18 protein-coding genes are annotated in these 18,825 nt (G+C 62.1%); 9 read left to right on the top strand and 9 right to left on the bottom strand.

Annotated features, from left to right (window positions below; translation table 11 throughout):
- Nucleotides 1-58 precede the first annotated feature (58 nt).
- The 4 genes from J3P96_RS03865 to lnt are packed head-to-tail and all read left to right on the top strand — an operon-like array spanning nt 59 to nt 3,948.
- Nucleotides 59-1,066, top strand: a complete 1,008-nt coding sequence (locus J3P96_RS03865; protein ID WP_434627991.1) for a PhoH family protein — start codon at nt 59-61, stop codon at nt 1,064-1,066.
- The gene (ybeY, locus tag J3P96_RS03860) at nt 1,059-1,517 is read left to right on the top strand and encodes an rRNA maturation RNase YbeY (protein WP_434571627.1); all 459 of its coding nucleotides are present in this window, start codon (nt 1,059-1,061) and stop codon (nt 1,515-1,517) included. Before J3P96_RS03865 ends, ybeY begins: the two co-directional genes overlap by 8 nt.
- A 40-nt stretch (nt 1,518-1,557) precedes the next feature.
- On the top strand, nt 1,558-2,397 hold the full coding sequence (locus tag J3P96_RS03855; RefSeq protein ID WP_186610826.1) for an HlyC/CorC family transporter: 840 nt from the start codon (nt 1,558-1,560) through the stop codon (nt 2,395-2,397).
- Between the two features lie 27 nt (nt 2,398-2,424).
- Entirely contained in the window at nt 2,425-3,948 is a 1,524-nt protein-coding gene (gene lnt / locus J3P96_RS03850) for an apolipoprotein N-acyltransferase (protein ID WP_434655444.1), read from the top strand.
- A gap of 171 nt (nt 3,949-4,119) precedes the next feature.
- On the opposite strand, the gene J3P96_RS03845 is transcribed toward lnt, so the two are convergent.
- Nucleotides 4,120-4,881 (bottom strand): YdcF family protein, encoded by a 762-nt coding sequence (locus J3P96_RS03845; protein ID WP_434655442.1) that lies wholly within the window; start codon nt 4,879-4,881, stop codon nt 4,120-4,122.
- A 103-nt stretch (nt 4,882-4,984) separates the two neighbouring features.
- Nucleotides 4,985-5,305: a hypothetical protein gene (locus J3P96_RS03840; protein WP_434571622.1), complete on the bottom strand. Its 321-nt coding sequence runs from the start codon at nt 5,303-5,305 to the stop codon at nt 4,985-4,987.
- Between the two features lie 293 nt (nt 5,306-5,598).
- Between J3P96_RS03840 and leuS the strand changes: the two genes are divergently transcribed.
- The 5 genes from leuS to J3P96_RS03815 all read left to right on the top strand — a co-directional run bounded on the left by leuS (nt 5,599) and on the right by J3P96_RS03815 (nt 11,686).
- Nucleotides 5,599-8,205 (top strand): leucine--tRNA ligase, encoded by a 2,607-nt coding sequence (gene leuS, locus J3P96_RS03835; RefSeq protein WP_434655439.1) that lies wholly within the window; start codon nt 5,599-5,601, stop codon nt 8,203-8,205.
- A gap of 90 nt (nt 8,206-8,295) precedes the next feature.
- Nucleotides 8,296-8,901: an LPS assembly lipoprotein LptE gene (gene lptE, locus J3P96_RS03830; RefSeq protein ID WP_434655437.1), complete on the top strand. Its 606-nt coding sequence runs from the start codon at nt 8,296-8,298 to the stop codon at nt 8,899-8,901.
- A 39-nt stretch (nt 8,902-8,940) separates the two neighbouring features.
- The gene (holA, locus tag J3P96_RS03825; protein WP_434571617.1) at nt 8,941-9,978 is read left to right on the top strand and encodes a DNA polymerase III subunit delta; all 1,038 of its coding nucleotides are present in this window, start codon (nt 8,941-8,943) and stop codon (nt 9,976-9,978) included.
- A gap of 148 nt (nt 9,979-10,126) precedes the next feature.
- On the top strand, nt 10,127-10,291 hold the full coding sequence (arfA, locus tag J3P96_RS03820) for an alternative ribosome rescue factor ArfA (RefSeq protein WP_030140368.1): 165 nt from the start codon (nt 10,127-10,129) through the stop codon (nt 10,289-10,291).
- 72 nt (nt 10,292-10,363) lie between these two features.
- Nucleotides 10,364-11,686 carry a lytic murein transglycosylase gene (locus tag J3P96_RS03815; protein WP_434655435.1) on the top strand — a complete coding sequence of 441 codons (1,323 nt, stop codon included), beginning with the start codon at nt 10,364-10,366 and terminating at the stop codon, nt 11,684-11,686.
- A gap of 128 nt (nt 11,687-11,814) precedes the next feature.
- Here J3P96_RS03815 and J3P96_RS03810 read toward each other — a convergent pair whose 3' ends face one another.
- The 7 genes from J3P96_RS03810 to mltB form a co-directional block, all read right to left on the bottom strand.
- Nucleotides 11,815-12,747: a S66 peptidase family protein gene (locus tag J3P96_RS03810; protein WP_434655434.1), complete on the bottom strand. Its 933-nt coding sequence runs from the start codon at nt 12,745-12,747 to the stop codon at nt 11,815-11,817.
- A gap of 677 nt (nt 12,748-13,424) precedes the next feature.
- Entirely contained in the window at nt 13,425-14,447 is a 1,023-nt protein-coding gene (gene lipA / locus J3P96_RS03805; protein WP_014340371.1) for a lipoyl synthase, read from the bottom strand.
- Between the two features lies 1 nt (nt 14,448).
- Nucleotides 14,449-15,096 (bottom strand): lipoyl(octanoyl) transferase LipB, encoded by a 648-nt coding sequence (gene lipB, locus J3P96_RS03800; protein ID WP_305498585.1) that lies wholly within the window; start codon nt 15,094-15,096, stop codon nt 14,449-14,451.
- Nucleotides 15,096-15,371 carry a DUF493 domain-containing protein gene (locus J3P96_RS03795; RefSeq protein ID WP_434627963.1) on the bottom strand — a complete coding sequence of 92 codons (276 nt, stop codon included), beginning with the start codon at nt 15,369-15,371 and terminating at the stop codon, nt 15,096-15,098. Before J3P96_RS03795 ends, lipB begins: the two co-directional genes overlap by 1 nt.
- 82 nt (nt 15,372-15,453) lie before the next feature.
- On the bottom strand, nt 15,454-16,611 hold the full coding sequence (locus J3P96_RS03790; protein WP_434571608.1) for a D-alanyl-D-alanine carboxypeptidase family protein: 1,158 nt from the start codon (nt 16,609-16,611) through the stop codon (nt 15,454-15,456).
- 169 nt (nt 16,612-16,780) lie between these two features.
- A complete protein-coding gene (locus tag J3P96_RS03785; protein ID WP_434655431.1) occupies nt 16,781-17,806 on the bottom strand; it encodes a septal ring lytic transglycosylase RlpA family protein in 1,026 nt (341 codons plus the stop codon).
- Nucleotides 17,806-18,816, bottom strand: coding sequence for a lytic murein transglycosylase B (mltB, locus tag J3P96_RS03780; protein WP_305498581.1), 1,011 nt, complete (start codon nt 18,814-18,816; stop codon nt 17,806-17,808). Before mltB ends, J3P96_RS03785 begins: the two co-directional genes overlap by 1 nt.
- Nucleotides 18,817-18,825 lie beyond the last annotated feature (9 nt).

Here is an 18,825-nt window from a genome sequence, read left to right as displayed (position 1 = left end):
GCCTACTGGCGTTATCCTTGATTTCATCTTAATTGCCCCTGGGCGGCTAAAAACGACCTTGAACGCACCCATCGAACCACATCGTTTCATTCTCGAGCCCTTCGAGGCTCGCCGCTTCGCCAATCTGTGCGGGCAATTCGACGAGCATCTGCGCTTGATCGAACAGCGCCTGGCCATCGAGATCCGCAACCGCGGAAACCAGTTCGAGCTGATCGGCGAACCCAAGCACACCTCCTCCGCGGAAAACCTGCTGCGCCGCCTCTATCGGGAAACCAAGGCAAGCGAGCTGTCGCCGGATCTGGTCCACCTGTTCCTGCAGGAATCGGCTGTCGAGGAACTCGACAACCCTGCCCCTGCGGAACCTGCGGTGGCCCTGCGCACGAAAAAAGGCATGATTCGCCCGCGCGGCCTGAATCAGCAGCGCTACGTGAAGGAAATCCTCGCCAACGATATCAATTTCGGTATCGGCCCGGCCGGCACCGGCAAGACCTACCTGGCCGTGGCCTGTGCGGTCGATGCGCTGGAGCGCGAACAGGTGCGACGCATCCTGCTGGTGCGCCCGGCGGTCGAAGCCGGGGAAAAGCTCGGCTTCCTGCCCGGCGACCTTTCCCAGAAAATCGATCCGTACCTGCGCCCGCTCTACGATGCGCTGTACGAAATGCTCGGCTTCGAATACGTCGCCAAGCTGATCGAGCGCCAGGTCATCGAGGTTGCACCACTGGCCTACATGCGTGGCCGCACGCTGAACAACAGCTTCATCATCCTCGACGAAAGCCAGAACACCACCGTCGAACAGATGAAGATGTTCCTGACCCGGATCGGCTTCGGCTCCACCGCCGTCATCACCGGGGACATCACCCAGGTCGACCTGCCCCGTGGCACCAAGTCCGGGCTGAACCATGTGATCCAGGTGCTCAAGGATGTTCCGGGCATCAGCTTCACGCATTTCATGCCCAAGGACGTCGTGCGCCATCCGCTGGTGCAGCGCATCGTCGAAGCCTATGAACGCTTCGAGAATCGCCAGGAAGACGCGCCCGCCGCCAAGGGCAACAGCCACGATGCTTGAACTCGACCTGCAACTGGCCAGCGAACATGCAGCCCCCGGCGAGGCCCAGTTCCGTCAATGGTGCGAACTGGCCCTGCGTCAGCGTAGCGCCGACTCGGAACTGACCATCCGCCTGGTGGACGAAGCCGAAGGTCGCGAGTTGAACCACACCTGGCGGCAGAAGGACTACGCCACCAACGTGCTGTCCTTCCCCGCCGACGTGCCCGACGAGCTGCTCGATATCCCGCTATTGGGCGACCTGGTGATTTGCGTCCCCGTGGTGGAGCGTGAAGCGGCGGAACAACACAAGACCCCTGAGGCCCACTGGGCTCACCTGGTGATTCACGGCTGCTTGCATTTGCTCGGTTACGACCATATGGAAGATGACGAAGCCGAGGAAATGGAAGCACTGGAACGAACGTTGCTTGCCGAGCTGGGTCATCCCGACCCTTATGCCGGCGACGAACACTGATACATCAACCTGTAACGACAAAGGATTCAGAGTAATCGCTATGAGCGAAGATCGATCGACCAACGGGCAGAAGTCATGGCTGGGCAAGCTCACCCAGGCTTTTGCCCATGAGCCGAAAAACCGCCAGGAGCTGCTGGAGCTGCTGCGCGATGCACACCAGAACAAACTGTTGGACAGCGAAGCGCTGGCCATCGTCGAAGGCGCCATCCAGGTCGCTGACCTGCAAGTGCGGGACATCATGGTCCCGCGCTCGCAGATGGTCAGCATCAAGGCGACCCAGACTCCCCGCGAATTCCTGCCGGCCGTGGTCGATTCCGCTCACTCGCGCTACCCGGTCGTCGGCGAGAGCCATGACGACGTCATGGGCGTGCTGCTGGCCAAGGACCTGCTGCCGCTGATCCTCCAGGAGAACGGCGACAGCTTCAACATCAAGGACTTGCTGCGTCCGGCCACCTTCGTGCCCGAGTCCAAGCGCCTTAACGTGCTGCTGCGCGAGTTCCGCGCCAATCACAATCACATGGCCATCGTCATCGACGAATACGGTGGCGTGGCCGGGCTGGTCACCATCGAAGACGTGCTTGAGCAGATCGTCGGCGACATCGAGGACGAACACGATGTCGAGGAAGACAGCTACATCAAGCCACTGCCCAGCGGTGACTTCCTGATCAAGGCCCTGACGCCCATCGAGAACTTCAACGAGTTCTTCGACAGCGAGTTTTCCGACGATGAGTTCGATACCGTCGGCGGCCTGGTCATGAGCGCTTTCGGGCACCTGCCCAAGCGTAACGAAACCACCGAGATCGGCTCCTGGCGCTTTCGCATCCTGAATGCCGACAGTCGCCGGATCCATCTGCTGCGCCTGTCACCCATTGCCCGTTAACCCCTGCGAGACCCGCTAAGGAAATACATGCGCTGGATAACCCGCCCCGGCTGGCCCGGTAACCTGCTGGCCGTGGCGGCCGGCGCGATCACCACCCTGGCGTTGGCACCCTTCGACATCTGGCCGCTGGCATTGCTCGCGGTCGGGTTGTTCTACGCCGGCTTGCGCGAACTCTCGCCCCGCCAGGCCCTGGGCCGTGGTTGGTGTTTCGGTTTCGGCCTGTTTGGCGCCGGCACCAGCTGGATCTACGTCAGCATCCACAACTTCGGCGGCGCCTCGGTGCTGCTAGCCGGTCTGTTGATGCTGTTGTTCATCGCCGCCATCGCCTGGTTTTTCGCCCTGCCCGCCTGGCTGTGGGCGCGCTGGCTGCGGCGCAACGAGGCGCCCCTGGCCGACGCACTGGCCTTCGCCGCGCTGTGGTTGGGCCAGGAAGCTTTCCGCGGCTGGTTCCTGACCGGTTTTCCGTGGCTTTATTCCGGCTATAGCCAGCTCGACGGCCCGCTGGCGGGGCTCGCGCCGCTGGGCGGGATGTGGCTGATATCCTTCACCCTCGCCCTGACCGCCGCGCTGCTGTACAACGTGCCCCGGCTGCTGCGCGCCGGGCGCAAGGGCTTCATCGCTGCGGGCCTGGTGCTGCTGGTCGGTCCGTGGGTCGCCGGCATGGCGCTCAAGGGTCACGCCTGGACCAGTCCTTTGGGCGACCCGCTGAGCGTGGCGGCGATCCAGGGCAATATCGAACAAAGCATGAAGTGGGACCCCGAACAGCTCAACGCGCAGTTGGCGCTGTACCGCGACATGAGCCTCAGCTCCAAGCGCGTCGACCTGCTGGTCTGGCCGGAAACCGCGGTGCCGGTGCTCAAGGAGTCCGCCCAGGGTTACCTGGACATGATGGGCAGCTTCGCCGCCGAGCGGCATTCGGCGCTGATCACCGGCGTGCCGATTCGCCAACTGGTGCGCCACGAGAGACGCTACTTCAACGGCATCACCGTGACCGGAGAAGGCGATGGCACCTACCTCAAGCAGAAACTCGTGCCCTTCGGCGAGTACGTGCCGTTGCAGGACCTGCTGCGCGGGCTGATCGCATTCTTCGACTTGCCCATGTCGGATTTCGCCCGGGGCCCGGCCGACCAGCCGCTGCTGCAAGCCAAGGGTTACCAGATCGCTCCATTCATTTGTTACGAAGTGGTCTACCCGGAATTCGCCGCCAGCCTTTCGGCGCGCAGCGACCTGCTGCTGACCATCAGCAACGACACCTGGTTCGGCACTTCGATCGGCCCGTTGCAGCATTTGCAAATGGCGCAGATGCGCGCGCTGGAAGCCGGCCGCTGGATGATTCGTGCCACCAACAATGGCGTGACCGGCCTGATCAACCCCTTCGGCCAGATCACCGTCAGCATCCCGCAGTTCGAGCGCGGCATCCTCTACGGCGAAGTGGTGCCGATGCACGACCTGACGCCCTACCTGCAATGGCGTTCGTGGCCGTTGATCATCCTGTGCGCGTTGCTGCTGGGCTGGGCGTTGATGGCCGGACGGATGGCCAAGACCGTTTGACACATCTCTTGTAGGGCTGGATATCTCTGTGGCGAGGGAGCTTGCTCCCGCTCGGCTGCGCAGCAGTCGCAAAACCGGACAGTGCGGTTTACCTGGAGCACTGCAGGGGCCTGCTTCGCAGGCCAGCGGGAGCAAGCTCCCTCGCCACAATGGCGCTCACCTCGATTTTGTTCAGCGGTAGAACAACCAATACCCCACCAACCCCACTGCTTCATTCATCAACTGTCCCGACTGCCAGATCGACTTGAATTCCGGCATCCAGCCGCCCAGTGGCCGGGCGTTATCCTGGCCGAGAAACCCCACCGGCGCCGGTACCACCTCGAAGCCCGCACGCTGGAAGCTCCAGACCGCGCGCGGCATATGCCAGGCCTGGGTCACGACGACCACGCGCTTGACGCCTTCAGGCAACAGGATCTGCGCGCTCATCTGGGCATTTTCCCAGGTCGTGCGGCTGCGCTCTTCCAGCCAGCGTACGGTCACCCCGTGATCATCGAGCATCGCGTCGGCCATCAGCTTCGCTTCGCTGGGCGGAGTGCCATAGTGCAAGCCACCACTGGTCAGCACAGGCAGGCCGGACGCCTTGGCCAGGCGCGCCGCATAACGCTGGCGCTCCAGACCGATACCGGTGGGCTGGTCAGTGCCCCAGGCCAGGTCGCCACGCTCACGACCGGACCCCAGCACCACGATGGCGTCGGCACGCTGAGCCAGGGTCACCCATTCACTGCGCGGCAGTGGCGGCTCACGCTCCAATGCCCCGGCGCTCCACTGCACCACCACCGGCAGGCTCATCAGCCAGAAACCACCCAGGCCCGCCGCAAAACACAGGCGAGCCAGGCGCGGCCGGGAGTCGCGCCACCACCAGGCAAGCGCCAGCAGCAGTAAAAGAATGCCGGGCGGCAATAGAAGTTGTTTGATGAAATAACGAAACGGCATCGGGCATCTCCAAAGATGCCCGAAGCCTAGGTGGGTTGACGCAATGCGACAACAGATTCGAAAAAAGCCGAATCAAAAAAAAGCGACACGCGTGGATCCGGCTTCACTTGAACTGCAGCGAGCGGACCTTTACAGCATCCTTGTCGGGCGTCCGGTCCTTGAGCCAGACAACCTTGGCCGGACGGGGCGCATCGAGACGCTTGTTTGCCTGGACACCACTGGAGGAGGCCTGGTGCCCGACCTGCTCAAGGTAAGCCTTGACGACTTCGAACTCTGCGGGGCTCAAGCCGCGTAGTTCCAGCTCTGCCGGGCGTTCATCACGCAAGCGACCGGCGGTTCTTGCCGCGTCCAGGGCCACCCCGAGACGATCGATCAGTTTTTCGTACAGCTCAGGTGTAGCGACTTTTCGTTGTGATTCAACCATCCCTCACCTCATTGAAGATAAGACTCACTCCCCATTGAGAAGCTTAGCTTCGCTGGGCAAACCGGCAGGACGCCGCGACCAACGGCCCTGAACGCCGGCCGTCGGCAATGGTCGGCAACGCCTGGACACGCAATCAAGGTTTCCCTCGGCAGAGCGCGGTCATGTATGCTACGGCGCTTCCTGTAACTCCACTTCCAGCCTGGCTGGGCATCGAAAACGCCGCATCCGGCGTCGTCTGCGTCCAGCATGGCAATGAAGAGGATTGGGCCACCCCATTCAGTACAAAAGTAGCCATGCACGAACACTACCAGCCCCGTGAAATCGAAGCCGCCGCCCAATCGTTCTGGGACGAGCAAAAGTCCTTTGAAGTCAGTGAACAGCCAGGCAAGGAGACGTACTACTGCCTGTCGATGTTCCCTTACCCCAGCGGCAAGCTGCACATGGGGCACGTGCGCAACTACACCATCGGCGACGTGATCTCCCGCTACCAGCGCATGCAGGGCAAGAATGTCCTGCAACCGATGGGTTGGGACGCCTTCGGCATGCCGGCGGAAAACGCCGCGATGAAAAACAACGTGGCCCCTGCCAAGTGGACCTACGAAAACATCGCCTACATGAAGACCCAGCTGCGCAGCCTGGGCCTTGCGGTGGACTGGTCTCGCGAGGTCACCACCTGCAAGCCCGAGTACTACCGCTGGGAGCAGTGGCTGTTCACCCGCCTGTTCGAAAAAGGCGTGATCTACCGCAAGAACGGCACCGTGAACTGGGACCCGGTGGACCAGACCGTACTGGCCAACGAGCAGGTCATCGACGGTCGCGGCTGGCGTTCCGGCGCGCTGATCGAAAAGCGCGAGATCCCGATGTACTACTTCAAGATCACCGCCTACGCGGATGAACTCCTGGAGAGTCTCGACGAGCTGACCGGCTGGCCCGAGCAGGTCAAGACCATGCAGCGCAACTGGATCGGCAAGTCCCGGGGCATGGAAGTGCAGTTCCCGTACGACGTCGCCTCCATTGGCGAGGCCGGCACCCTGAAAGTCTTCACCACCCGTCCGGATACCCTGATGGGCGCCACCTACGTAGCCGTGGCCGCCGAACATCCGCTGGCGACCCTCGCAGCGCAGAACAACCCCGAGCTGCAGGCGTTCATTGCCGAATGCAAGGGCGGCAGCGTCGCCGAAGCCGATGTCGCCACCCAGGAAAAGAAAGGCCTGCCGACCTCGCTGTTCGTTGAACACCCGCTCACCGGCGAGAAACTGCCGGTGTGGGTCGCCAACTACGTGCTGATGCACTATGGCGACGGCGCCGTGATGGCCGTGCCGGCTCACGACGAACGCGACTTCGAGTTCGCCCACAAGTACAACCTGCCAGTCAAACCGGTCGTGCGTACCAGCGCCGGTGACCAGACCCCGGCGCCATGGCAGGATGCCTATGGCGAGCACGGTGAGCTGATCAATTCCGGCGAGTACAACGGCCTGGATTTCGCCGGCGCATTCGATGCCATCGAAGTCGCCCTGATCAAGAAAAACCTCGGCGCCTCGCGCACCCAGTTCCGCCTGCGTGACTGGGGCATCAGCCGCCAGCGCTACTGGGGCTGCCCGATTCCGATCGTGCATTGCGACACCTGCGGCGATGTACCGGTACCCGAAGACCAGTTGCCAGTGGTCCTGCCGGAAGACGTCGTACCCGATGGCGCCGGCTCGCCCCTTGCGCGCATGCCCGAGTTCTACGAATGCAGTTGCCCGAAATGCGGCGCACCGGCCAAGCGTGAAACCGACACCATGGACACCTTCGTCGAGTCCTCGTGGTATTACGCCCGCTATGCCTCGCCGCATTATGAAGGCGGCCTGGTGGAAAAATCCGCGGCCGACCACTGGTTGCCAGTGGACCAGTACATCGGCGGCATCGAACACGCCATCCTGCACCTGCTCTACGCGCGCTTCTTCCACAAGCTGATGCGCGACGAAGGCCTGGTGAGCTCCAACGAGCCGTTCAAGAACCTGCTGACCCAAGGCATGGTGATCGCCGAGACTTACTATCGTCGCGAAGCCAATGGTGCCTATACCTGGTTCAACCCGAGCGACGTCGAACTCGAACGCGACAGCAAGGCCAAGGTCATCAGCGCCAAGCTGATCGCCGATGGCCTGCCGGTGGAAATCGGCGGCACCGAGAAGATGGCCAAGTCGAAGAACAACGGCGTCGACCCACAGTCGATGATTGATCAGTTCGGCGCGGACACCTGCCGCCTGTTCATGATGTTCGCGTCGCCACCCGACATGAGCGCCGAATGGTCCGACTCCGGCGTCGAAGGCTCGCACCGCTTCCTCAAGCGCGTCTGGCGCCTGGCCCAGGCTCACGTCAGCCAGGGTCTGCCAGGCAAACTGGACCTCGCCGGCCTGAACGACGAGCAGAAAGCCATTCGTCGCTCGATTCACCTGGCGATCAAGCAGGCCAGCCATGACGTCGGCCAGAACCACAAATTCAACACGGCCATCGCCCAAGTAATGACGCTGATGAATGTGCTGGAAAAAGCCGCGCAAGACACCGAACAGGATCGCGCGCTGGTTCATGAAGGCCTGGAAGCGGTGACGCTGCTGCTCGCGCCAATCACTCCGCACATCAGCCATGAACTGTGGAATCAATTGGGTCACGCCGACCCGGTGATTGACGCCGGTTGGCCGGTGGTGGACGAAACAGCGCTGGTACAAGACAGCCTGACCTTGGTCATCCAGGTCAACGGCAAGTTGCGCGGCCAGATCGACATGCCGGCCGCCGCCACTCGCGAAGAAGTCGAAGCCGCCGCACGCGCCAACGAAAACGTACTGCGCTTCGTCGATGGGCTGACGATCCGCAAAGTGATCGTCGTGCCCGGCAAACTGGTCAATATCGTCGCAAGCTAATTGGATCGGGCGTCCAGGCCACCGGCCGGACGCCGAATATGACCTGCGGGGCCGCACAGTCGGCCCATGGGTTTCAAGGGGAGCAACAAGATGATCAAACGTAATCTGCTGGTTATGGGCCTGGCGGTCCTGTTGAGCGCCTGCGGCTTCCAGCTGCGCGGCACTGGCACCACCGAGCTGGCCATCAAGGAACTGGACCTCAGCGCGCGGGACGCTTATGGCGATACCGTGAAAATGCTGCGTCAGACCCTGGAAAACAGCGGTGTGAAAGTCTACAGCGGCGCACCGTACAAGCTGGTATTGGCAAGCGAACAGCAAAGCCAGCGCAGCCTCAGCTATGCCGGCGCCGGTCGTTCGGCCGAGTACGAGCTGACCAACGTGTTGAACTACGAAATCCGCGGCAACAACGGCCTGTCGTTGCTGGACGACAAGCTGCAGGTGCAGAAGGTCTACCTGCACGACGGCAACAACATCACCGGTTCCGATCAGGAGTCCGTCGAAGTACGCGGCGAAATGCGCCGTGAACTGGTCCAGCGCATGATGCTGCGCCTGCAACAGCTGAGCCCCGCTCAACTGGACCAGTTGCAACAGACCGCCGACGCTCGCGCCAAGGCCGAAGCCGAAGCGCTGGAAGCGGCACGCAAGGCTGAGGCGGAAACCCCGCAACAGTCGCCGTTGCAGATCCCGGCTCAATAAGCCTTGCGGGGCGCTTCGGCGCCCCGCTCGCCTGCGCCTATGAAACTCGCTCCCGCTCAACTCGGCAAACATCTGCAAGGCGCGCTCGCGCCCGTCTATATCATCAGCGGCGATGACCCGCTGCTGTGCCAGGAAGCCGCCGACGCCATCCGCTCTGCCGCCCGCCAGCAAGGTTTCGACGAACGCCAGGTGTTCGCCGCCGACGCCAGCTTCGATTGGGGTACGTTACTGCAGGCCGGGGCAAGCATGTCGCTGTTCGCCGAGAAACGCCTGCTGGAACTACGCTTGCCCTCCGGTAAACCCGGTGACAAGGGCGCCGCCGCGCTGATCGAATACTGCTCGCGGCCCGCCGAGGACACGGTACTGCTGATCAGCCTGCCGAAACTCGACGGCAGCGCGCAGAAAACCAAGTGGGGCAAGGCGCTGGTCGAAGGCCAGCAGACTCAGTTCGTGCAGATCTGGCCGGTGGATGTCAGTCAGTTGCCCAGCTGGATCCGCCAGCGCCTGTCCCAGGCCGGCCTGTCGGCCAGCCAGGACGCGGTTGAGCTGATTGCCGCCCGGGTCGAAGGCAACCTGTTGGCCGCCGCCCAGGAAATCGAAAAACTCAAGCTGATGGCCGAGGGTGGCCAGATCACGGTGGAAACGGTCCAGGCGGCCGTGGCCGACAGCGCACGCTTCGATGTCTTCGGGCTGACCGACGCGATCCTCAACGGTGAAGCCGCCCACGCCTTGCGCATGCTTGAAGGCCTGCGGGGCGAGGGCGTCGAACCGCCAGTGATTCTCTGGGCGCTGGCCCGGGAGTTGCGCCTGCTCGCGAACCTGTCGTTGCAATACAGTCAGGGCGTGCCGCTGGACAAAGCCTTCAGCCAGGCCCGGCCGCCGGTATGGGACAAACGCAAACCGTTGATGAGCAAGGCGCTGCAACGTTACTCGGCATCACGCTGGGCGCAATTGCTGCTCGAAGCCCAGCGCATCGACGCACAGATCAAGGGCCAGGCCGCAGGTTCACCGTGGATGAGCCTGAGCCGGTTGTCGCTGTTGATGGCCGGCCAACGGCTGTCATTACCCGCTGAATAAACCGGTACCTGTGGTGAGGGGACTTGCTCCCTCGCGACAAAATCTCTCCATCCAGACAACATAACCAGCACGGTCCAGGGACTGGACAAAAACCCAGCTCTGTCCCATGATTGCCTCGCGAAAAACCATCCCCAGGAGAGATCTGATCATGAGCAAAAAGCCATCCAGGCATGGCCCCAACAAGGCCAAGTCCATCGTCGCCCAGCCCCTGTTCCGCAGCCGCCAGGAACGACCCGCCAAGGGCAAAGGCAGCTACCGCCGCGAAGCCTTCCAGTCTGACAACTGGGAGGCTTCTTGCTTTCTGGCAGCCTGAAACACTCGAACAAGCTCTACAGCCCCTGCCCATGTTAAGGTCAGCACTTGATTCGTTTATCTGGACCCGTGCATGCCCCTTTGCCTTTCCCGTCGTTGGCCACTGCGCCAATTGATAGCTGCCGCAAGCGTTGCGTTATTGGTCGCCTGCGCTGAAAAACCCACCGCCGCCGACGCCCAACCGCTCAAGACCCTGCCTGCCGTGACCGCACCGGCCATCGTGCCGCCCGTAGTGCCGACCGGGGAGAACCTGGATATTGCGCCGACCCAGACCTTCGCCGAATGGCAAGCCGGGTTTCGCAAGGAAGCACTGGCCGCCGGGATCCGGGCCGACCTGTTCGACCGTGCCTTCATCGGCGTCAGCCCGGACATGAGCGTGATCAAGGCGGATCGCAGCCAACCTGAATTCAGCCGGCCGGTATGGGAATACCTCGATGGCGCCTTGTCACCTTTGCGGGTGCGCAAAGGCCAGGCCTTGCTCCAGCAGCACGCCGACATCCTGCAAAGCATCGAACAGCGCTACGGCGTTGATCGCCAGGCGCTGGTAGCGGTGTGGGGCATGGAGAGCAATTTCGGCCAGTTCCAGGGGACCAAGTCAGTGATCAATTCCCTGGCCACCCTCGCCTACGAAGGACGGCGCCCGGGCTTTGCCCACGCACAACTGATTGCCGCGCTGCAAATTCTGCAACAGGGCGATATCACCCCGGAAAAAATGCTCGGCTCCTGGGCCGGCGCCATGGGCCAAACCCAGTTCATTCCAACCACCTACAACACCCATGCAGTGGACTTCGATGGCGATGGGCGTCGTGATATCTGGGGCAGCGCCACCGACGCCCTGGCCTCGACCGCGCATTACCTGCAAAGCTCCGGCTGGCAGCGCGGCCAACCATGGGGATTCGAGGTCTCGCTCGGTGAAGGCTTCGACTACACCCTGGCCGATGGCACGATTCGCAAAGCCGTCTCCGAATGGGAGCGCCTGGGCGTTTCCGAATATGGCGGTTTGCCGATTGCCCCGGATGAGAAACAGCTCTCGGCTTCCCTTCTCCTGCCGGCAGGCCATCGCGGCCCGGCATTCCTGATATTCGACAACTTCCGAGCCATCCTCAAGTACAACAACTCATCGTCCTACGCCTTGGCGGTTGGGCTGTTGTCACAGCGCTTCGCCGGCGCAGGCCTGGTCTACGGCCAGTGGCCAAAGGAAGACCTTCCCCTGAGTCGCAGCGAACGTATCGAACTGCAGACCCTGCTGGGCAAGCACAACTACGATGCGGGCACGCCCGACGGCATTATCGGCGCCAACACCCGTAAGGCGATCCGCAGCGCCCAGCAGTCGTTTGGCTGGCCGGCGGATGGGTATCCGACGCACAAGTTGCTGGAGGCGTTGCGTAGTCGCTGAATCGATGTATGGCGGCTGACGCCATCGCGAGCAAGCTCGCTCCCACAGTGGCTGCGTTCCGTCAGGGAAACTCGGTCGAATGTGGGAGCGAGCTTGCTCGCGATGACTGACTTGCAGGCGCTACAAGACTAGCGGCTGACCACCACATCCTGCTCCAGCACCAACCTCTTCTCCCCCGCATCCAGCGTCACCAGCGCGCCCATCGGCAACGTCAGGTTCGGATCACAATGCCCGCTGCGCCAGCCGGACAACACCGGAATACGCAGTGGTTCGAAGGTCTGCTTGAACAAGCGGTTCAGCGCCTCGCCATCCACACCGGCGACATCCCCCAATAGCACGCCTCGCAGCTTCGCCAGGGTGCCTGCCAGCCGCAATTGGGTCAGCAGACGGTCGATGCGATAGAGCGGCTCATTGACGTCCTCGACCAGCAGGATTACACCTTCGGCATCAATTTCGTAGGGCGTGCCCATGGTTGCGGCGATCATCGACAGATTGCCGCCCAGCAGGCGCCCTTGGGCAATGCCGGGTTCCACGGTGGTCAATGGATAGGCTGCGGGATGGCTCAGTACGTCGCCCGCCTTCAATTGGCCGCGCAGCAGGCTGAAGAACGACGTGACGGTCGGGGGCTCCTTGTCGCCCAGCAGGTCGGCGTTGAGCAACGGTCCGTGGAAGGTCACGAAGCCGGCGTAACGGCTGATTGCCAGATGCAGTGCGGTGATGTCGCTGTAGCCGACGAAGGGCTTGGGGTTTCGTTTAATAAGCTCGAAGTCGATGCGATCGAGCAGGCGTGGGGTGCCGTAGCCGCCGCGCAGGCAGATGATCGCGTTTACCTCTGGGTCGGCGAAGGCGGCGTGCAGGTCGTTCAGTCGTGTATCGTCGCTGCCGGCCAGGTAGCCGTCTTTTTCGTAGACGCCGGGGAAAATTCGCAGATCATGGCCCCTGGCGCGCATCCATTGGATGGCTTTTTCGGTGTCCAATGGGGCTGGGCCGGCGGGGGCGATCACGGCGATCAGGCCTTCGGGCGGGAGGGCTGGGACGGGGTGATGGGGGGTTAGGGTCATGGGCTTCCCAGGTTGTTGCGTATTTAGTGTGTATATCCGTTTTCTTTGTTACGGCTAATGGCGGTTCCGCTCTTACAGCGGGTCACTTTTGAGAAGCGCAAAAGTAACCAAAACGCTCTTGCCCCACCACTCGGCACCTCGCCTGGGCTCGGTGTGCCCTCACTCCGGCATTGCTCCGTGGGCCCGCCGCGAAGGGCCATCCATGGCCCAGCGCGGCTATCCCGGCATCCATGCCGGGATGCCCACTGCGCAATGCCTGCGTTCGGCCAGCGTGGTTTAACGGGGCGCTCAGATCAAGATCAAGATCAAGAGCAGAAGCAAAAGCGGTCGGGGCTGGTATTTATGTGGCTGAACCACCGCCTTCGCGAGCAGGCTCGCTCCCACAGGAGAAACGCGATCCATCAGAAACCAGCTCGGCCCCAAAGGCCGCCTCGCTTGGCTTTTGCTTTTGCTTTTGCTTTTGCTCTGGACCGCCCCGTTAACCACGATGGCTGAACGAAGGTATTGCGCAGTGGGTAACCCGGCATGGATGCCCAGCCTAGGCGAGGCACCGAGTGGTGGGGCAAAGCCTTTTGGGTTACTTTTTTGGCGTCTGAAAAAAGTGACCCGCCGTAAGGGCGGAACCCTAAGCCGCCGTTACGCGTAAAACGGATCTACCCACCACCCAAAGCTAAAAATCAGGATCCCAAAAGCTCAGCCTTGACCAACTTAGCCTGCTCATCCGCATGATAAGAAGACCGCACCAACGGCCCCGAAGCAACGTTCTTGAAGCCCATCTTGTACCCCTCCTCCGCAAACCAGGCAAAGGTATCCGGATGCACAAAACGCTGCACCGGCAAATGGCTACGGGAAGGCTGCAGATATTGGCCCAGGGTCAGCATGTCGATGTCGTGCTCACGCATGCGCTTCATGACCTCGATGACTTCCTCATCAGTCTCACCCAGGCCCAGCATCAAGCCAGACTTGGTCGGAATATGCGGCATCATCTGCTTGAAACGCTGCAGCAGGGTCAGCGACCACTGGTAGTCCGAACCAGGACGCGCAGCCTTGTACAGGCGTGGCACGGTTTCCAGGTTGTGGTTGAAGACATCCGGCGGCTCGGCGGCGGTGATTTCCAGGGCAATGTCCATGCGGCCACGGTAATCAGGCACCAGGGTTTCCAGCTGCACGTTCGGCGACAGCTTGCGAATCTCGCGGATGCAGTCGGCGAAGTGCTGGGCACCGCCGTCACGCAGGTCGTCACGGTCCACCGAGGTGATGACCACGTATTTCAGCTTCAGGTCGGCGATGGCGATGGCCAGGCTTTCCGGCTCGTTGGTATCCAATGGCTTCGGACGGCCATGGCCGACGTCGCAGAACGGGCAACGACGGGTGCAGATGTCGCCCATGATCATGAACGTCGCGGTGCCCCCGGAGAAGCACTCGCCCAGGTTCGGGCAGGAGGCTTCTTCGCAGACGCTGTGCAGCTTGTGCTTGCGCAGCAGGGCCTTGATCCGGTCGACTTCCGGAGAGACCGGGATGCGCACGCGGATCCAGTCGGGTTTCTTCGGCAGTTCGGTGGTCGGGATGATCTTGACCGGAATGCGTGCAACCTTCTCGGCGCCGCGCAGCTTGACGCCGGCTTCTACCTTGGCACGCGGGGCCGGACGTTCGGTGACGTCCAGCGTCGGGATCATGGTTTGCACTGCATCAGTAGTCATATCAGTCGATTCCGCCCGTGAGGGTCGTCTGCTCAGCATAGTCGAGGTGTTTGACGAGCTGCGCGCGCAGCCGGGCACTTACCTCGGCAAATTCAATCGATCCTGTGTGATCGCGCAGCTGGGTCATTGCCAGCCCTGCATAGCCACAGGGATTAATCCGTCTAAACGGTTCAAGATTCATGTCCACGTTCAGCGCCAGGCCATGGAACGAACAGCCATGGCGGATGCGCAAGCCGAGCGAGGCGATCTTCGCCCCGTCGACGTAGACGCCCGGTGCATCCGGCTTGGCCGCCGCGGTCACGCCGTAGCTGGCGAGCAGCTCGATCAGGCATGTTTCCATGCGAGTGACCAGCTCGCGCACGCCGAACCCCAGCTTGCGCACATCCAGCAACAGGTAGGCAACCAGTTGGCCGGGGCCATGGTAAGTCACCTGCCCGCCCCGGTCGACCTTCACCACCGGGATATCGCCCGGCAGCAGCAAATGCTCGGCCTTGCCGGCCTGGCCCTGGGTGAACACCGGCGGGTGTTCCACCAGCCAGACTTCGTCGTCGGCGCTGGTGCCACGTTCGTTCGTGAAGCGCTGCATGGCGTGCCAGACCGGCTCGTAAGCCATACTGCCCAGCTCGCGAAAGCCCAGCGTGCCCGGCATCACAACACCATATGCACGAAACCGGTCGCTCGCAGCTCGCTGTTGATGTCGTAGAGCTGTTCCTGGCCGGTGGCAATGATGTGCAACTGGATGGTCGTGTATTTGCCGTTGGTACTCTGGCGTTCGGCCAGGGTGTTGTGGTCAACGGTGGCGTGTTTTTCAAGGATCGCGATGATCTTGTCCTTGAAGCCCACACCGGTATCGCCGATTACCTTGATCGGATAATCCGCGCAGGGAAATTCGATCTTTGGCGCTTTTACTTCGGAGTCTGTCATGGCGTAACGGCCTCGCAAGCCGTGATAACGAACATGGCCCCGCACCGGAAAGGAACGGGGCCATGCAGGTCAACACTCGAAATCAGTTGAACAAGCCGTAGAAGAATAGACGGATGCTATCCCACATGCGGCGGAAAATACCACCTTCCTCGACCGCGTCCAGCGCGATCAGGTCGGCGCTGTGCACCACCTTGTCGTCCAGCTTGACTTCGACCTTGCCGATCACGTCACCCTTGGCGATAGGCGCGGTCAGCTGAGGGTTCATGGTCATGCTGGCGGCAAGCTTCTTGAGCTGGCCTTTAGGCAAGGTCATGGTCAGGTCCTGCGCCAGGCCGGCTTTCACCTGGTTGCTGGTGCCTTTCCACACCTGGGCCTGGGCCAGTTCGGTGCCCTTCTGGTAGAAGGTCTGGGTTTCGAAGAAACGGAAACCGTAGGTCAGCAGCTTCTGGGTCTCGGCGGCGCGGGCCACTTCGCTGTTGGTGCCGAACACCACGGCGATCAGGCGCATGCCGTCACGAACCGCCGAAGACACCATGCAGTAGCCAGCCTCCTCGGTGTGGCCGGTCTTCAGGCCATCGACGGTCTTGTCGCGCCACAGCAACAGGTTGCGGTTAGGCTGCTTGATGCCGTTCCAGAAGAATTCCTTCTGGGAGTAGATGGCGTAATGCGCAGGGTCTTCGTGGATAATTGCCCGGGCCAGGATCGCCATGTCGTGAGCCGAGGAATAATGCTCGGGGTTCGGCAGGCCGGTCGGGTTCATGAAGTGGCTGTTGGTCATGCCCAGGTCGGCGACCGTCTTGTTCATCATGTCGGCGAACGCGTCTTCGCTGCCGGCGATGTGCTCGGCGAGGGCGACGCTGGCGTCGTTGCCGGACTGGATGATGATGCCGTGCAGCAGGTCGCTGACGGTCACTTGCGAACCGACCTTGATGAACATCCGCGAACCGCCGGTGCGCCAGGCGTTTTCGCTGACGGTCACCGGATCGTTTTCACCGATCTGGCCGCGACGGATCTCCAGCGTGGCGATGTACGCGGTCATCAGCTTGGTCAGGCTGGCCGGTGGCAGGCGCTGGTCACCATTGTTCTCTACCAGCACATTGCCGCTGCTGGCATCCATGAGGACATAGGCTTTGGCCGCCAGTTGCGGAGGCGAAGGCATCATCTCGACCGCGAACGCGGCCGGAGAAAGAAGCAGCGGGACTAGCAGGCAAAGGCGTTTGGCAAAGGTGGTGATGTTCATCCGTCTCTCGAAATCGCTAATGGGACTGCCCGAAGGCAAAAACTGAACTGGCAATTCTACAAGGATCTGCCGCGTATTTAAGTTGCTCACTCACAACCCCTGCCGGGCTTTTGTTATTCGTGGAGCCAACAACCTGACCCGCCCAAACCACGAGCGGGCCCTCAATCAATCATTCGGACGTGACCAGGCTCGGCGAACCGAGATTGGCCAGGCGCACGCTATTCTGTACCTGCTGGACCTCACCCGGAGAACCGATCGGCCCCAGGCGCACCCGATGCAGGGTCTGCTGGTTGCGCACGATCGAGCTGATGAACACCGGCGCGCTGACCATCGAGCTCAGCTTCGACCTCAACAGTTCTGCAGCGTCCGGGTTGGCGAACGCGCCCACTTGCAGATACTGGCCAGAGGCTGTTGCAGAAGCGTTTTTTTTTGCATCGATCTGCACCGGCACCACGGCCGCGGCGTGTTGCTGCGGCGGCGGCGTCCATTGCTCGACCGTGCCGGTGGAGGCCGTCACGGTCGGCGCGGCATTTTGCGCCACTTTTGGTTCGTTGAGCATCAAAGGCGCCGGACGGCCACGCTGGGCCCACCATTCCTGCGGATCGATGCCTTCGACCTTGACCCGGGCGGTGCCGGTTTCAGCGTAACCGAGCTTTTTCGCCGCTGCATACGACAAGTCGATGATGCGGTCGGAATAGAACGGCCCACGGTCGTTGACCCGCAGGATCACGCTCTTGTTGTTGTCCAGGTTGGTCACCCGCACATAACTGGGCAGCGGCAGGGTCTTGTGCGCGGCGCTCATGCCATACAGGTCGTAGACCTCGCCATTGGCGGTGTTCTGGCCGTGGAACTTGGTGCCATACCAGGAAGCCGTGCCCGAGGCGACATAGCGCTTGGAATCGGCCATCGGGAAATAGGTCTTGCCCAGCACCGTATACGGGTTGGCCTTGTAGGGGCCGGTGTGCAGGGTCGGTGTCGCGTCGGGAATGCGCGAGACATCGACATCCCACCACGGCGCGCCATCCTTGTGGGCCCGGTTGATGTCCAGGCCCGGTGTGGCCCGCACGACGTTGGGACTTTTCTGGGTCGGTGCGCGACTGGTCGAACAGCTCACGACCAGCAAAGACAGCGCCGCCAATGCCACCAGCTTGAGGGGCCTGGCTTTCAGGGGTTGATAGGTAGGCATTGCCCGCATTATTTGACGCCCCGTGCTTTGACCAGCTCTTCAGACAGTTGATATACGGCCATGGCGTACATCACGCTGCGGTTATAACGCGTAATCGCGTAGAAATTCTTCAGGCCCATCCAGTATTCGGGGCCCTGCTCGCCTTCCAGGCGCATCGCGGTGACCGGCATGTCGTCACGCAGCGCATCATGACTCGACCAGCCCAGCGCTCGCAACTCCCCGACGGTTTTTGTCGGCTCGATGCCCGTGGTCAGGCCTTGGTCCACCTGGTCGCCACGCACGTCCGCAAGGCTGACCACAGGCTCGCCGGCCTCCCAGCCATGCCGTTTGAAATAACTGGCAACACTGCCGATGGCATCGGTCGGGTTGGTCCAGATATTGATGTGGCCGTCGCCGTCGAAGTCCACCGCATAGGCGCGGAAACTGCTGGGCATAAATTGTGGCAAGCCCATGGCCCCGGCGTAGGAGCCCTTGAGGGTCAGCGGATCGACCTGCTCTTCGCGGGCCAGCAGGAGGAACTCGCGTAGCTCCTTGCGGAAGAACTCGGCGCGCGGCGGGTAATCGAAGCCCAGGGTCGACAAGGCGTCGATCACCCGGAAATTCCCGGTGTTGCGGCCGAAGAAGGTCTCGACGCCGATGATCGATACGATGACCTGGGCCGGTACGCCATATTCCTGCTCGGCGCGGGCCAGGGCGGCTTCGTGCTGGCGCCAGAAGTCCACACCCCGGGCGATACGCGCCTCGGTGATGAACATCGGCCGGTACTCGCTCCACTGCTTGACCCGCTCGGCGGGCCGGGAAATCGCGTCGAGGATCGACTGCTTGCGCTCGGCCTCGCGAAACACGCCCATCAGCTGTTCACCGGCAAAACCGTAGTCGCGAGTCATCTCACCGACGAATTCGGCCACCTGCGGCGAGCCTTCGTATTCGCCGGCCAGGGCCTGCGGCGCACAGCCCAGGAAGCCGACCAGGCCGACCCACGGCGCATATCGCGTCGACCAGCCACGCATTGCTTGCATTGAACTCTT

The sequence above is a fragment of the Pseudomonas sp. R3-56 genome (assembly GCF_051132075.1).
Classification (GTDB): Bacteria; Pseudomonadota; Gammaproteobacteria; order Pseudomonadales; family Pseudomonadaceae; genus Aquipseudomonas.
This window is presented reverse-complemented; position numbering and strand designations above follow the sequence as displayed.